The organism is Persicitalea sp. (genome assembly GCF_041751555.1).
In the GTDB taxonomy this organism is placed as follows: Bacteria; Bacteroidota; Bacteroidia; order Cytophagales; family Spirosomataceae; genus Persicitalea.
The window spans coordinates 1-15,861 of the sequence record NZ_JBGSXF010000598.1; the positions used below are offsets into that span (position 1 = coordinate 1).

Sequence of the window (15,861 nt, forward strand, 5' to 3'; positions counted from 1 at the left end):
CATGTCAGTCGTCACGTCGCCGGGCTTGTAAGAAACCTTAAATCCGCCGCCGAGGTCAATGATTTGCAGATCGGGAAAGCGCATCGCCGCCTTGAAGATTACCTCCGAGGCTTGCAGGAAGGCATCTGCCTCCTTAATATCGGAACCCGTGTGCTGATGCAGGCCAATGATTTTCATGCCGTGCTGCGCTACTACCGCCAGAATATCGTTCAAAAGCAATACCGAAATGCCAAATTTAGAGTCGCTGTGGCCCGTCATGATTTTGGCGTTGCCACCCGCCGCTACGTTCGGTTTGAGGCGAATCAGGCAGGGCCGGGTGCCTTGGTAGTTTTGCCCAAACCATTCGAGCAGAGGCAGACTGTCCACATTGATCTTCACGCCCGCATCGACTGCCTCGCGTACTTCGGCGAACGGTACGCCGCTGGGGGTGAAAGTCAGCTGTTCCGGGGCGTAACCCGCCAGCAGGGCCATACGCATTTCCCCCACCGATACCACGTCAATTTCTACACCCAGGCTGCGCATCAACCGCAAAATGGCCAGGTTGGTATTGGCCTTACAGGCGTACTTGATGCGCATATCCACTTCGGCGAAAGCATCTTGCAACGCCTTTACCTGCCGGCGAATAATGTTGCCGTCGTACACGTAGAGTGGCGTTCCGTATTGTTGGGTGAGGTCTAGTAGGGTATGTGAGTTCAAAGTTTATGAGTTTAAAGTTTATGAGTTTAAAGTTTATGAGTTTATAACGTGTAACTTTATGGTTAAAAGTTTGTGAGTTCATCAGAAAAAAACTCATAAACTCATGCACTCATTAACTCTTTAAGAAAACCTTCCATTTCCCGCTGAACGCTCTGCGCTTCTTCCCGTGCTTTTACGGCGAAATCGGGGCCGTTGCTGGCGTAGAGGATGCTGCGGGATGCATTGACAAGTAGGCCGCATTGGTCGTTCATGCCGTGGCGCGAAACTTCCTCCAGACTTCCGCCTTGGGCGCCTACGCCCGGTACCAGCAGGAAATGGTTGGGGACGATTTTACGAATGTGGGCCAGGGCGTCAGCTTGCGTGGCACCTACCACGTACATCAGTCGGTCGGCATCAGCCCAGTTTTGGGAGATCGTCAGCACGTGTTCGTACAAGGGTTTGCCGTCAATGGTCAGGCGTTGAAAATCGTCGCCGCCGGGATTAGAAGTTAGGGCCAGCAGGATCACCCACTTGTTTTTGTAAGCCAAAAAAGGCTCCACCGAATCGTGCCCCATATAGGGGGCCACAGTCACGGCGTCGAAATTCAACCCGGCTGCTGCCACATCGAAGAAGGTTCGTGCGTACAGGCCGGAAGTGTTGCCGATGTCACCGCGCTTGGCATCGGCGATGGTAAAGTGGGTTTTGGGAATGTACTCCAGCGTTTTACGCAGGCTTTCCCATCCTTGCGGCCCCTGCGCCTCGTAGAAGGCGATGTTGGGCTTGTAGGACACACAGAAATCCGCCGTGGCGTCGATAATTGCCCGATTAAAGGCGAAAACCGGATCTTCCTCCGTTAGCAGGTGGGGCGGGATTTTCCTGAGGTCCGTGTCCAGGCCCACGCAGAGGTAGGATTTCCTGGCTATTATTTGTAAATAAAGTTGTTCGTAGGTCATTGGGAGCGGAAATATTGCGGCGAAATTACGACCTCTCCCGATAGATTCATAAATTTGCCGAAGACTACCTTTGCATCAATCACACACACAATCCAATAAAACGACAAATTATATGCTGATTCGAGAAACGTCTATTGCGGGACTGGTCGAGATTTTTCCCCGAATTTTTGAAGACGACCGGGGCGCGTTTTTCGAGTCTTATAACCGCGAAGCGTACGAGAAAGCCGGACTTCCGACCCATTTCGTGCAAGACAACCAATCCTTTTCGGTGAAAGGCGTTTTGCGGGGGCTGCACTTTCAGAACCCGCCCTTTGCGCAGGGTAAACTCGTGCGGGTCATCACAGGCCGCGTCATCGACGTAGCGGTAGACATCCGCCCCGAATCACCGACCTTCGGGCAATTCGAGTTATTTGAGTTGGACGCTAGACGCAACAACATGGCCTACATTCCCGAAGGCTTTGCGCACGGGTTTGCAGCTGTGGAAGATTCTATTTTCAGCTACAAATGCACCAATCTTTATAATAAAGCCTGCGAGTCAGGTATTATCTGGAACGACCCCACGCTGAACATTGACTGGGGAGTGAAAAATCCCATCGTTTCGGAGAAAGACGTCGAACTGCCAGCTTTCAAAACCTTGTTTGCGAAGCAGATTTCCTAGCCCAAAATCAGCCTCGTGATCAACCGCCTGTACGACACTTCCCTCAGTCTGCTTACCGACCTTTACCAACTCACCATGGCCTACGGTTATTGGAAGTCGGGTAAAGCCGAGCAGGAAGCAGTGTTCAATCTTTATTTCCGGAAACATCCTTTTGGCGGTGGCTTTACCGTGGCCTGCGGGCTGAGCAGTGCGATCAGCTACTTGAATGAATACGGGCTTTCCAAAAAAGACATCGCTTACCTCCGCACTTTGACGGGTAGCGACGGCCAGCCTCTATTTGAGGAGGAATTTTTGGAATACCTCAAAAATCTGGAATTCAAGTGCGACGTAGCCGCCGTACCGGAAGGTACTGTTGTGTTCCCGAATGAGCCATTGTTGCGCATCACGGGACCGATCCTGCAATGCCAGTTGCTGGAAACGCCGCTACTGAACCTTATCAATTTTCAGACACTGATTGCTACCAAGGCCGCCCGGATGCGGCTCGTGGCTCCTGACGACGCCCTGCTTGAATTCGGCTTGCGCCGCGCGCAGGGGCCTGACGGTGGCATGACCGCCAGCCGCGCGGCATATATCGGTGGCTTCGACGCCACCTCCAACGTGCTGGCGGGCAAGCTTTACGGCATTCCGATTAAGGGGACTCACGCGCACAGTTGGGTAATGTCTTTTGATTCCGAATTGGAATCTTTTGAAACTTACGCCCGGTTTCTACCCAACAATGTCACGCTGTTGGTAGATACTTACGACACGATCCAGGGGGTGAAAAATGCGATCATCGTCGGAAAACAGCTCCGGCAGCGCGGCCACGATTTGGGCGGCATCCGACTTGATTCGGGAGATTTGGCCTATCTGAGCATCGAGGCCCGTAAACTACTGGACGCCGCCGGATTCGAGAAAACATCCATCGTCGCCAGCAACGACCTCGACGAACATATCATGGCCAGCCTCAAGCAACAGGGGGCAAAAATTGACGTTTGGGGCGTGGGAACGAAGCTCGTTACCGCCTACGACCAGCCCGCCTTGGGCGGCGTATACAAACTGGCCGCCCTCAAAAACGAAAACGGCGAGTGGGAAAACAAAGTCAAACTCTCGGAACAAACCATCAAAACCTCCACGCCGGGCATCCAGCAAGTGCGACGTTACAAGAATGAGCGGGGTTTTATCGCCGACATGATTTTTGATGTGCGGGATAACTTATCCGAAAAAATCAAGATGATCGACCCTTACGACTTTACCCGGCAGCGCACTTTTGATAAAAAACACCAATATGAAGACCTACTCCAAACCATTTTCCAGGCAGGAAAACAAAACTATGAGATACCTCCGATAGAAGAAACGAAACTCCGGGTGCAGCAGCAACTCGCCCAATTCCACGAAGGCACTAAGCGTTTTGTGAACCCGCACACTTATCCGGTTGGCTTGGAGAAAAAACTTTTTGATGAGAAAACGGCTTTGATTGTGAAGTTGAGAGGAGGAAAGGAATGAAGGGGCAGAGGCACAGAGGCAGAAAGTGGAAAAGGATCAAATCATGCAATATCCAAAAAACGCCATAGGCGCGGGCGGTTTTGTAGCCGCGCGGCGGACCGTCCCGGAATTTATTCCGGGGAACGCTTGGCCTAAAAAATCATCTGCACACAATTCAACAATTGATCAACCTTCCGCCGTTATCGTCGGCGCGGGCATTGCGGGAATCGCTTCGGCCATTCGCCTGGCTGTGAAGGGCTACGCGGTGGATGTGTACGAAGGAAATGCCTATCCCGGCGGTAAGCTTTCTTCCTTTGAAATCAACGGCTACCGCTTCGATGCTGGGCCGTCGCTGTTTACCATGCCTCAGTTGGTAGATGACCTATTCGAGTTGGCGGGAAAAAAGCCATCGGATTACTTCAACTACCAAAAACTACCCGAAACCTGCCGATATTTTTACGAAGACGGCACTCGCTTCGTAGCCGACGCCGAGCCGGAAGCTTTGGCCCGGACCATCGAAAAGTACCTCGGCGAACCCGCCGAAAACGTACTGGCTCACTTGAAAAACAGCGCAGTGAAGTTCGAAGTGACCGAAAAGCTTTTTCTGCACCGCTCGCTGCACAAGCTGGGTACCTACTTTAACCGCGACGCCCTGAAAGGCTACCGGAATCTGCACAAGTTGGACGCCTTCCGTAGCATGAGTGCCGCCAATGCCAGTCGGTTCAGCGACCCACGCGTGGTGCAGTTATTCAACCGCTACGCCACCTACAATGGCTCCGATCCTTACCAGACGCCCGCCACGATGAACATTATTCCGCATTTGGAGTATAACATCGGCGCATTTTTTCCTAAAGGTGGTATGGTTTCAATTACCAACAGTCTGGTGAAATTAGCCGAGGATTCGGGCGTGAGCTTTCATTACGATAGTCCGGTCGAGAGGCTGCTAACTGACGGGAAACGAATTTCGGGTGTGCAGGTGAATGGCAATAGAATTAAACACGATGTAGTCATAAGCAATATGGACGTCGTCAATACTTTTCGCAAACTACTGCCCGAGGCGCGGCAGCCTGAGCGGGTGTTGAGGCAACCGAAATCCAGTTCAGCCCTTATATTTTATTGGGGAATCAAGAAGCGTTTTCCTGAGTTGGGCTTGCACAATATTTTTTTTAGCCAGGATTACCCCACCGAATTCAACCACATTTTCCAACAAAAAACCATTGGCGATGACCCAACGGTGTACGTCAACATCACCGCTAAGTACGAACCTGGCGATGCGCCCACCAACGGCGAAAACTGGTTTGTGATGGTCAACGCCCCCGCCAACGACGGCCAGGATTGGGACGCATTGATTGCCAAAACCCGCCAAAATATCCTGACTAAACTAAGTCGCCAACTCGGCCAGAATATCGAAAACTTGATCGAAGCCGAAGACACCCTCGACCCGCGCTTGATTGAAAGCCGCACCTCTAGCTCACAGGGGGCGCTTTATGGCAATAGCTCCAACAACCGCTTCGCGGCTTTTTTGCGCCACGCCAATTTTTCCCGGCAGTTCGAAAATCTGTACTTTGTAGGCGGCAGCGTGCATCCGGGCGGAGGCGTGCCGCTATGTTTGCTGTCGGCGAAGATTGCGACGGAGATGGTAGATTAAGTGTAAGGAATCTTTGACTATAGTCAGAAAAACTAGCCATCCGTTCACCTTATAATTTAAAATTTGAGAGAGATGACTTCATGTTCTAAGTCTGTGTGTCACTCTGAACAAACAGATCCATCCGCCCGTCCAAAGGTTAACCCGAAAGCGTTATGAAACCCCGTCCAGTCAGCCATTCCCGCACCACCCTTACCGAATTGATGATTCCGAGCTACGCCAATTTTGGTGGCAAAATCCACGGAGGTATTCTGCTGTCACTGATGGATAAGGTAGCGTACGCCTGTGCCTCACGTCACGCGGGAAACTACTGCGTGACGGTATCGGTAGACAACGTGAATTTCCTGCAAGCGGTGGAGGTGGGAGACCTGGTATCGTTGCATGCTTCACTCAATTTCGTGGGGCGCAGCTCGATGGTAGTTGGAATAAAAGTAGTAGCGGAGAATGTGACCACTGGTGTGCAGAATCATACCAACACCTCGTACTTCACGATGGTAGCCAAGAACGACCATGGACAACCCACGCCCGTGCCGCCCCTGCTACTGGAAACCCGCGAGGATGCCCGTCGATTTCTTGAAGCCATCAAGCGGCGGGAAATCGAAAACGAATCGAGCGACGCCTTCGATAACGAAAAGAACCGCTTATCGCTGGAAAGCGACCTTGATCGGTTGAGCGAGTACCGCTGTGTGGTAGGTTGGTAAAGTACTGGGTTAGGGTAAAATCCGGGGAATGATACTTAAAAGCAGACTCTTTTGATTTTAGTCAAACTGAAACACGCATTTGAAATTCCTGAAAAATTTCTTCAAGTACCTCTTCCTCTTGCTCATCGTCGTTGCGATGGGTATGTTTATTTTTATCAAAGCGGCCCCACAGTTTGGGGCCGCAGCCGAAGGCGCCCGCCTCGATAGGATGAAAACGTCGCCGCAGTACAGCGATGGTACTTTTGTGAATTCGATCCACACCTCGATGGATATGAGCGCGGACTCGATTGTCAGTACATTAAAAGAATTCTTTTCTGCCAAAAACACCCGCCCCGACCAACCACTGACTACTGATTTTTCAGATAAAAAAACACCGCTCGACAGTCTGATGCATGTCACCTGGTTCGGCCACTCAGCGGTACTTCTCGAAATAGAGGGCAAACGCATCTTACTCGATCCGATGTTCGGCCCGGCTGCTTCGCCTGTCCCGTTTTTTGCCAAACGATTCGCCTACCGTGAACCCATCGACCTGGCGCAGTTGGTCAACATCGACGCGGTAGTCATTTCGCACGATCATTACGACCACCTGGATTATGGCTCAATTCAAGAACTAAACCCCAATGTTGGCCACTTTTACGTGCCGCTGGGCGTGGGCGCGCACCTCGAACGTTGGGGAGTCGACCCCGCCAAAATCACCGAACTCGATTGGTGGGAATCCGCTTCGGCGGGCGACCTTACCTTCACCGCTACCCCACAACGCCATTTTTCGGGCCGCGGCCTGACTAACCGCAACAGTACTTTGTGGGCTTCCTGGGTAGTAAAGGGACAAGCACATTCGGTTTATTTCAGTGGCGACGGCGGCTATGGAACGCATTTCAGGGAAATCGGTCAGCGACTCGGGCCTTTTGATCTGGCGATGATTGAATGCGGACAATACAACGTGAAGTGGAAGGACATCCACCTAATGCCCGAAGAAACCATGCAGGCTTTTCTGGATTTGAAGGGAAAGGTACTTATACCGATTCACTGGGGTGCCTTCAACCTGGCGGTGCATCCCTGGACCGAAAGCGTAGAGCGGCTCAACCGCGCCAACACGACGGGTGCTTTCATCGCCACGCCTATCATCGGTACCCGCTATCCCATCGGGACAAGGCAACCTACGCAAAACTGGTGGGAGCACTGAGCGTCGTTACCCTAAATCTGCGGTCTGATTTTTTTAGTAGATAGGGTAAATGTTTTCTAATTCAAGGTTTTAACATATTCACTAACCATCATCAAACAAAAATGAAAAAGCTAATTCTGGCGGTTGCCAGCCTGACCGCCTCTACTTTCGTTGAACCAACGGCTTAAGCTGAAAATGCTGACAAGAATCTGAGCCAAATCAGCCGTGCCGACACGGTCAACTACGCCGAATACGCGGGAAAGTATAAAATGCAGGGAACGCCTTTTGACTACGTCGAGCTTACCGTCAAAGACAGCAAATTGCAATATGTCGCGGGCGAGTATCAGGGCACTTTAATGTCCAAGGCTACTAAGGATGAGTTTAGCGCCAATGGCGAGGCCACCGTCAAGTTTACCCGAGATTCCAGCGGTGAGGTAGTGAGTATGAACCTCAACGCTCAGGGAGAAAATTTTGTGGGAACAAAGGAAAATTCGAAAGCCGACCTGAATGTCTACGTAGGAAAGTACAAAATGGATGGGCTACCTTTCGAACACATAGAACTATCCGATAAATCGGGTAAACTACACTACGCTGCGGGGGACAATACGGGTGATCTGACCCCGATGAAGGATAAGGACAAGTTTGATGCCAACGGACAAGCTACCGTCAATTTTACGCGAGATGCCGATGAACACGTAAAATCCATTGTCGTCAATATTCAGGGGCAGGATTATATCGGAAATCGCGAAGCGTCAGCTAACAGTATGGCTGCCTACGCGGGTCAATACAAAATGGAAGGACTGCCTTTCTAGACCATGGAAATCAAGGCAGTGGACGACAAGCTGTTGATTAATGCGATGGGTGAGGAGGGCGAGTTGACGCCACTATCCGCTCCTGACCAATTCGACGCATCGGGCCGGGCTGTCTTAAAATTCAGCCGCGACCAGGCGGTCAGTTAACGGGCGTGACACTGGATGCCCAGGGGCAGAGTTTTAGCGGAAAGAGGCAGTAATGTACCAAGAGCCTGTGCTTAGAATATACGTCTTGATGCTTTCATTAATCTGGCCACAAAACGAGTTGAAACAGTTAGGAACGGATTTTGTTTAGAAAGCTACCTAATGTAGATTTATTACAATCAAATTTCAGTAATTATGAAGACGCTTAACCCAATTGCCCTCATACTATTCCTAGCCCTGACGCTGGGAGCTTGCTCCAGCAAGATGACCTTTCAGAATTCTTCAAAAGTCCCGGCTGCAACGGGTGAGGTAAAAGTTAAAAAAGACAAGAACAACAATTACGATCTTACCGTGAACGTGTACAATTTGGCAAAGCCGGAGCAACTCAGCCCCGCCCGCGAAGTGTACATGGTCTGGATGGATTCGAATCAGGGAATAACCAAGCGACTTGGACAGATCAAAATCTCTTCGGGCTTAATGTCTAAATCCCTTTCGGGTGAGCTGGAATCAAAGGCGATAGACAAGCCGGATCGGGTATTTATTACAGCCGAAAACGACCCCGAAACTTTAAACCCAAGCAGTGAAGTCATCCTGACAACTGGACGGTAGAAAACCAAGATTTCAAATTTCTCCTGACTTCCCGAAAGGCTCTTAGCTTTCGGGAAGTTTTTTTGTGGAAAAATCGACCTGTCGCCAGTAGTAAACGCTGAAAGCCAGCAGAAACAGTACCGCCAGTATCGATCCCTCAAAGCCAAAAGTACCACCCGACAGCCATGCCGGAGCGAGCGGCTTGAAACGAATGAAGCTAAATACGTCGAAGCCGCTCACATTGAAATCGAAAAAGCCTGCCTGCACAAAATTCCAGCCCCAGTGAAAACCCGTGCAGACCCACAGGTTGCGGTATTTGAGGTAGAGCAGTCCCAGGGCAATCCCCGCCAGAAAAATGTTGGTGCCTCCGATCCAGGCAAAGTCCGGGTTGAAAAAATGCAATAGCGAAAATAAGAACGCGCTCACGAGCAATCCAGCCACATCGCCAAAGTAGTGGGCGATCGTAGCCAGGAGAAACCCTCGGCTCATGATTTCTTCGGACCAGCTTTGAAAAAGGAAAAGTACCAGTAACCCGCTGAATTGCTCGAAGTTAAAAAGTGTCCCGGTATAGTCGAGCTTTTGCAAAACAAAAAGTACCCCAAATCCGGCGACGACCAGTATCACACTTAATCCAAAGCCTTTGGTCAAATCTGGAAGGAGATTCTTCCAGGTCAGCCCCATTTCCGTAAAAGATCGTTTAAAAATCCACTTCCTCATCACAAAAAAGGCGGTAAGGAAAGCGATGATTTGTGGAATGTAGTCGACCAGAGTTGCCTGGTAAGGATTTTGAGGGTTATTGACTCCCGAATCAGCCGGCATTCTCATGCCAAATACTTCAAAAATACCGGCAAAGGCGATAACGATGGGAAAAACAATTATCGCAAAAGTGAGGACTTCAAGAAGCAGATAGCCCAATTTGATTAAAAAAGTACGGGTCATTGGGCAGGTAGAAGCCTAAAATATAAAAAATGGAGAAAGGCAACGTGGTTCTAGACTCTAAATTCCTGAAAGACTCAGGACTTGCGGGAAGCTACGACGGTAGCTAAAAAGCCCGTTAGAAACAACACCATTGTGCCAAACACTATCGCTAAGTAAGCATGGAAAGGACTGGCATATTCCTGCATCTCACCGCTCGTCCAAAAGATAGGCGAGAGACTCATCCACAGAATGAGCAACACGCCCAAAACTACCCCAAGAATCGCACCTTTCTGGTTAATTTTCTCGACAAAAGCCCCTAACAAAAATAGCCCCAGCATTCCTCCACTAAACACTGATGCCAGTTTCCACCAGGCATCCAGCGCACTCTTGACATTGATCATCGCAAAGGCGATGCCGATGCCCACTATGCTGATAATGAACGTCGTGGCGTAAAGTACGCGCATCGACTTTTTCTCGGTCAGCTCAGTCTTGGAAAATCGCTGGAAGTAGTCCACCAAAACGACCGTCGAAGAACTGTTGATACCAGTGGAGATGGTACTCATGCCCGCGGCGAAAATGGAAGCGATAAGTAGTCCCGTGAGACCGGAAGGCAGCGCGTCCACAATGAAAAACGGAAATACCCGGTCACTTTTGGACATGTCACGCAGTTCAGCAGGCAGCGCATCCGGCATAGCCGTGTAGTAGGCAAACAGCGCCGTACCAATCATAAAGAAAAGTAGTGAAACGGGGACATACAACATCCCGCCCCATAGCGCTGAGCGCTTGGCTTCGGCGTCGGAACGTGAGGCCATGTAGCGTTGCACGTAGTTCTGATCGATGCCGTAGTTTTGGAGATTGATGAAAATACCGTAGATCAGGACAACCCAAAATGTAGAATCAGTCAAGCTACTCCCAAAACTACCCAGACTTAGTTTATCATTTTCCAGCGCAATGGTGACGATTTGACCCGGCCCTTCCGGCATCGAAAAAGCAATAAACAACAGGCAAGCCAAAGCTCCACCGATAAGTACAATGCCCTGAATGGCGTCGGTCCACATGACGGCTTGGATGCCGCCTAACAGCGAGTAGCCCATTACGACGAGCCCGGTAACGGCGATAATCGTCAGGATATCCCAGCCAAATAGTGCGTTGACAGGCAGGGCCAGCAAGTACAGGATCGTACCGATCCGCATCAATTGCGTCAGCAGGTAGCAAGCCGAAACGTACACCCGCGCCCAAAGTCCAAACTTGGTTTCCAGAAAAACATAAGCCGAAGGACTATTTAACTTTCGGTACAGCGGCACAAAAAACTGAACCGCCATCAGGGAAGCTACGGGAATGGACAAGCTGAAAACGAAGGCGTTCCAATTGGAAAGGTAGGCATTGCCCGGCAACCCCAAAAAACTAATGCTGCTTACGAAAGTCGCGAAAATCGACATCGTAACTACCCAGGTGGGGAAGTTGCTATTGCCCAGTGTGAAGGTTGATGCCGATTTGTCCTTTGAGTAAAAGGAAGCTCCAAACAGCGTGATACCGCCCATGTAGGCAAGGAAAACAATAAGGTCGAGGGTTTTCAAGGGTGCTTAGATTTACTATCCACCCCTCTCCTGATGGGAGAGGGGTCGGGGGTGAGGTGACAACGTCACAGCCTGATAAATATCTTCTTTTTGTACAAAATATAAGCGGGGATGAAATTTACTGCTGTGAAGGCAAGCGCGTAAACCATACTGGCGAATTTTGGGACCATGCCTGCGTCAATCATGGCATTGACTGTCAGTTCGTTCAGCGGCTGTCCCCCGAATTGCAGGCCGTAGAAAAAAAGTGCTAAAACATCAGCCAAAACATAAACAGTTATGGCATTAGCCCCGAAAATGACCCCAACACCCGTCCCGCGCTCGCGGCCCAAAATATCGACGACAAAGTACAACGCACCCAACAACAACGCGGCAAAACCCGAAGTGAGAAGCACGAACGAACTCGTCCACAGGCCTTCGTTGAGCGGGAAAGTCAGGCTCCAAAAGTACCCCAGAACTCCCGAAAATAATCCGGCAGTCATAAGGTAGTTGACCTTTTTACTTGGAGAAAATTCGCTGAGCATCAATCCTCCGGCCAGCATCCCGGTGATGCCCGAAACGGTGGCGGGAAAAGTACTGAGGATTCCCTCGGGGTCCCAATTGCCCTGCCACATCTTTCCCGGCAGGAGCTGCTGATCCACCCAAGCCGCCAGATTTACGCCTGGTTCGAGCATAACTTCACCTACGCCGGGTGTTGGGATCAGGGACATGGCCAGCCAGTAAGCTACCAGAATGACGGCTCCGATCCAGGCTTGTTGTTGCCAATTGGTATGAAGAAAAAGCAGCCCGCATATTAGAAACACGATGGCGATGCGGTGCAAAGTACCCGTCCAGCGGGCATCGGAGAAGTCGAAATCAGGCATAACGTTCAAAAACATCCCGACGGCGAAAATTTTTAGGGCCCGGATAATGATCTTGCTATGAAGTTCTCTTTTGGGTGTTTTCGCGGCCAGCCGCCGCGAGTAAGCGAGAGCGATGGAAACGCCAATTACAAATAAGAATATTGGGGCAATGAGGTCGGTGAACGTCAGGCCATTCCAGGCAGAATGATGCAGCGGAGGATAAACATATTCTTCCAGACCAGGGAAATTGACGATGATCATGGCCGCAATCGTGAAGCCGCGCAGGGCATCGAGCGACACGAGCCGTCGGGAAGTTTTAACCATTATTATTTGATTCGGGAGTAGTAGTGAAAGTGCGTTTTCTTATTGCTAGTAGTAGTTTTAGTACGCCGACGGGTAATATATAGGCTATCGGGCTGGGGCCGATACGCCGGAGCGGGGCCCGTACGCTCAGCCTGACAAGGTTGTCGGCTTTTTCCAGATCCCGCAAAATCAGTTTGCCATCATATTGCCTCTTGCATGAAAAAAGCTTTTTTCACCTACCTGCTTGTCTCCATTCTTTTTGGTTGTAATTATCCAACAGAAGAAAAACTGACCGGGAAAAGCGAATTGGCCGTTTCCTGGGAACTCATTAGCAATTTTACTGGCGAGAACGACGAGTTCGACGCCCGTTTTTTTGTAAAGAATAATGGCAAGCAAGAGTTAGATGATAAGCATTGGACACTATTCTTCAATATGGCTCCCCGGCCCATTTTACCCAATAAGACCCCTCAACCCGCCCGGGTCGAGCACATCAATGGCGACTGGTACAAGCTGGTGCCGGAAAGCGGTTTCGCCCTGGCACCCGGCGACTCCATCGAGATCAGGTATATGGGTACCGAGGGGGTAATTAAGAAAACCGACGCGCCGCTCGGGCTGTACATCGTGTATTACGACGACGAAGGACAGGAAAAGAGAATCGAGCAAATCGGCGACGCGACCGTGATGCCATTTGTCCGGAATGAACAACTGCTCCGTGGCAAAGAAGATCAAAAGTCACTGCCTACCGCAGCACAGCGTTACCAGGATAATCTTGACGTATATCCAGTTTTGAAAGAAGAACTACTGAAAATAATTCCTTCGCCCGTGCGGATGGAGGCGGGTAAGGGTACTTTTAAACTGGATGGGAGCCAGGGAATTTCATTTGGCAAAGGTCTAGAAACTGAAGCCAACTTCCTGAATAAGCGACTGGGAGAGATCACCAGAACGAAATACGGAACCAGGCAAAGCGATGAAAGAACCTCAGGTATGGTACTCAGAATTGGGGAGGTAGCGGTCAACGGAATCAAAAAGGAAGCTTATCGGCTGGATATATCCCCGGAGCGAATCTTAATTGAAGGTGCCGATGCGGCGGGGGTATTTTACGGAGTGCAAAGCCTGCTGGCCCTAATTCCCTTCGAAGCATACAGCCAGAAAAGTATCTCGCTCGATGCGATAAAAATTGAGGACGCCCCGCGCTTTCACACCCGCGCCCTCCAAGTCGATGTGAGCCGAAATTTCCAGACGAAAGAAACAATTTTGCGCACGCTCGACCTCATGGCTTTTTATAAGCTGAACCAATTTCTGCTCTACACTACCGAAGACGAAGGTTGGCGGCTGGAAATCGACGGCTTGCCTGAACTAACCGAAGTCGGCGGGCAGCGGCAGCATACTTCGGGTATGGACGCTACCGCGCTGCATCCGGCCTATGGCTCCGGGCCAGTTGCCTATGAGGTAGGCAAGCACGGCAGCGGCTACTACACCAGGGCTGATTTCGTAGAAATCCTGAAATATGCTGCCGCCCGGCATATCAAAGTCATTCCAGAATTGAACCTGCCCGGCCACGCCTTGGCGGCTATCAAAGCTATGGAGGCCCGCTACGAACGATTGATGAAGGAAGGCAAAGAGAAAGAAGCCAACGAGTATCGACTCATCGACCCCGACGACCGCTCCGAGTACCTCTCGGCGCAAGGCTACAAGAACAACACGGTAAGCGTAGCGCAGGAATCGACCTACCGCTTTTACGATAAAGTCGTGGACGAAATGGCTAAAATGTACCAAGAGGCAGGCTTGAAAATGGATGTGATCCACGCGGGTGGCGACGAAGTGCCGGAAAAGGTCTGGACGGCGTCGCCGATGGCCGACAAGCTAATGAAGGATAACCCTTCTATCAAAGACCCAAAAAACCTGCAAGCCTATTTTTTTGAAAAACTAGTGGGCCGCATGAAGAAGAAAGGCCTGACCGTCCACGGGTGGGAGGAGGTGGCGCTGCTCAAAGCCGAAGACGGTAGTTACCAACCCAACGCGGCCTTCGCCGACGGTAGTGTAGTACCATACATTTGGAATAATTTGTTCGATTATAAGGATTTAGGCTATCGCCTGGCCAATGCGGGATATCCCGTAATTCTGTGCAACGTATCGAATTTTTATTTCGACATTTCATACAACAACGACCCCGAAGAACCCGGACTCTACTGGGCGGGATTTGTGGATACGCGCGACAATTGGGAGTTTGCTCCTTTCAACATGTTCAGCACGACGGAAGAAACTAATTTCGGACGAAAACTGGATGTTGCAAGGGACTTCAGGGGAATGGAAAAACTCCGACCCGGCGCCCGGAAAAACATTATTGGCGTGGAGGCGCAGCTATGGGGAGAAACCGTGAAGGGCCGAGAGATGCTGGAATACCTGATGCTGCCGAAAATCATGGGCTTCGCCGAAAGTGCCTGGGCCAAAGCCCGCGACTGGGAAGAAATGCCACCTGGTGAAAATCGCCGGAAAAGGGTAGGGGAGGCGTGGAATATATTTGCCAATACGTTGGCGACAAAAGAACTACCCCGAATGTCGCGCTTCAATAACGGCTACAACTACCGCATTCCGCTTCCTGGTGCAGTGGTGGAAGATGGTACTTTGAAAGCCAACGTAGCCTTTCCCGGATTGCGCATCTGGTATACCACCGACGGTAGTGAGCCCACGCTGAAATCTACCGAGTACACCACCCCTATCAATGTTTCGGGGGAAGTCAGGCTGAAAGCATTTGATAAAGCCGGGCGTTCCAGCCGAACGACATTAGTAAAAATGTAAAGTACAAATCACTCCCTCCTGAATGAGAAGTTCGTTTCTGGTTTTTCTAATTCTCCTTATCTTCTTTGTCATTTCGTTCCTGAGCAATATCCTCGGGCCGATCATCCCGGATATTGTCGAGAGCTTCGATCTGAGTTTGGGATTGGCGGGTTTTATGCCGTTCGCCTTTTTTGTTTCCTACGGCGTGATGTCGATCCCAGCCGGAGTTTTGGTGGAAAAATACCGAGAGAAGAAGGTACTTCTCTGGGCGTTTATGATTGCTTTTGCGGGTGCCTTGTTGTTTGCGCTTCTACCCAGTTTCAGCGTCGCGTTATTTTCGTTGTTTCTGATTGGTATCGGCATGGCGATGTTGCAGGTAGTTATCAATCCCCTGCTGCGGGTGGCGGGTGGCGAATCCAAGTTTGCTTTCAACTCGGTACTCGGTCAGTTGGCCTTCGGTGCAGCTTCTTTTTTAAGTCCTTATCTGTACAGCTACCTCGTGACAAATGTCCATACGGGGAGTGAGTCGCCTCTGATTCAGCTTTTTGACTCCCTGGTACCTGAGAATCTGAAATGGGTGTCGCTGTATTGGGTATTCGCCCTAATTGCTCTGGCGATGGTCGTCGTGATTCAACTGGTGAAATTCC

14 protein-coding genes and 1 pseudogene are annotated in these 15,861 nt (G+C 50.6%); 10 read left to right on the forward strand and 5 right to left on the reverse strand.

The window, feature by feature from the left end; translation table 11 throughout:
• Nucleotides 1–696 (reverse strand): annotated as a pseudogene (locus ACEW8P_RS21100) (diaminopimelate decarboxylase); the annotation flags it as partial.
• Nucleotides 697–797: 101 nt separating this feature from the next.
• Nucleotides 798–1,628: an orotidine-5'-phosphate decarboxylase gene (gene pyrF / locus ACEW8P_RS21105; RefSeq protein WP_373515051.1), complete on the reverse strand. Its 831-nt coding sequence runs from the start codon at nt 1,626–1,628 to the stop codon at nt 798–800.
• 112 nt (nt 1,629–1,740) lie between these two features.
• Here pyrF and rfbC point away from each other — a divergent pair, with 112 nt between their 5' ends.
• The 8 genes from rfbC to ACEW8P_RS21145 all read left to right on the forward strand — a co-directional run bounded on the left by rfbC (nt 1,741) and on the right by ACEW8P_RS21145 (nt 8,820).
• Nucleotides 1,741–2,286, forward strand: a complete 546-nt coding sequence (gene rfbC, locus ACEW8P_RS21110; protein WP_373515052.1) for a dTDP-4-dehydrorhamnose 3,5-epimerase — start codon at nt 1,741–1,743, stop codon at nt 2,284–2,286.
• Between the two features lie 15 nt (nt 2,287–2,301).
• A complete protein-coding gene (locus tag ACEW8P_RS21115; RefSeq protein WP_373515053.1) occupies nt 2,302–3,768 on the forward strand; it encodes a nicotinate phosphoribosyltransferase in 1,467 nt (488 codons plus the stop codon).
• 43 nt (nt 3,769–3,811) lie between these two features.
• Complete coding sequence (crtD, locus tag ACEW8P_RS21120) at nt 3,812–5,395, forward strand: 1-hydroxycarotenoid 3,4-desaturase CrtD (RefSeq protein WP_373515054.1); 1,584 nt, start codon at nt 3,812–3,814, stop codon at nt 5,393–5,395.
• A gap of 152 nt (nt 5,396–5,547) precedes the next feature.
• Complete coding sequence (locus ACEW8P_RS21125; protein ID WP_373515055.1) at nt 5,548–6,093, forward strand: acyl-CoA thioesterase; 546 nt, start codon at nt 5,548–5,550, stop codon at nt 6,091–6,093.
• Between the two features lie 79 nt (nt 6,094–6,172).
• Nucleotides 6,173–7,276, forward strand: a complete 1,104-nt coding sequence (locus ACEW8P_RS21130; RefSeq protein ID WP_373515056.1) for an MBL fold metallo-hydrolase — start codon at nt 6,173–6,175, stop codon at nt 7,274–7,276.
• A gap of 248 nt (nt 7,277–7,524) precedes the next feature.
• Nucleotides 7,525–8,067, forward strand: a complete 543-nt coding sequence (locus tag ACEW8P_RS21135) for a hypothetical protein (RefSeq protein WP_373515057.1) — start codon at nt 7,525–7,527, stop codon at nt 8,065–8,067.
• 3 nt (nt 8,068–8,070) lie between these two features.
• On the forward strand, nt 8,071–8,214 hold the full coding sequence (locus tag ACEW8P_RS21140; protein ID WP_373515058.1) for a hypothetical protein: 144 nt from the start codon (nt 8,071–8,073) through the stop codon (nt 8,212–8,214).
• Nucleotides 8,215–8,406: 192 nt separating this feature from the next.
• Nucleotides 8,407–8,820 carry a hypothetical protein gene (locus tag ACEW8P_RS21145; RefSeq protein ID WP_373515059.1) on the forward strand — a complete coding sequence of 138 codons (414 nt, stop codon included), beginning with the start codon at nt 8,407–8,409 and terminating at the stop codon, nt 8,818–8,820.
• A gap of 42 nt (nt 8,821–8,862) precedes the next feature.
• Here the strand turns inward: ACEW8P_RS21145 and ACEW8P_RS21150 are convergent, their stop codons facing one another.
• The 3 genes from ACEW8P_RS21150 to ACEW8P_RS21160 form a co-directional block, all read right to left on the reverse strand.
• On the reverse strand, nt 8,863–9,738 hold the full coding sequence (locus ACEW8P_RS21150; protein ID WP_373515060.1) for a lysostaphin resistance A-like protein: 876 nt from the start codon (nt 9,736–9,738) through the stop codon (nt 8,863–8,865).
• 74 nt (nt 9,739–9,812) lie between these two features.
• Entirely contained in the window at nt 9,813–11,294 is a 1,482-nt protein-coding gene (locus tag ACEW8P_RS21155; RefSeq protein ID WP_373515061.1) for a sodium:solute symporter, read from the reverse strand.
• Between the two features lie 65 nt (nt 11,295–11,359).
• Entirely contained in the window at nt 11,360–12,457 is a 1,098-nt protein-coding gene (locus ACEW8P_RS21160) for an acyltransferase family protein (protein WP_373515062.1), read from the reverse strand.
• Between the two features lie 195 nt (nt 12,458–12,652).
• Between ACEW8P_RS21160 and ACEW8P_RS21165 the strand changes: the two genes are divergently transcribed.
• On the forward strand, nt 12,653–15,235 hold the full coding sequence (locus ACEW8P_RS21165; protein WP_373515063.1) for a family 20 glycosylhydrolase: 2,583 nt from the start codon (nt 12,653–12,655) through the stop codon (nt 15,233–15,235).
• Between the two features lie 22 nt (nt 15,236–15,257).
• The coding region (locus ACEW8P_RS21170; protein WP_373515064.1) for an MFS transporter at nt 15,258–15,861 on the forward strand (604 nt) is incomplete at its 3' end.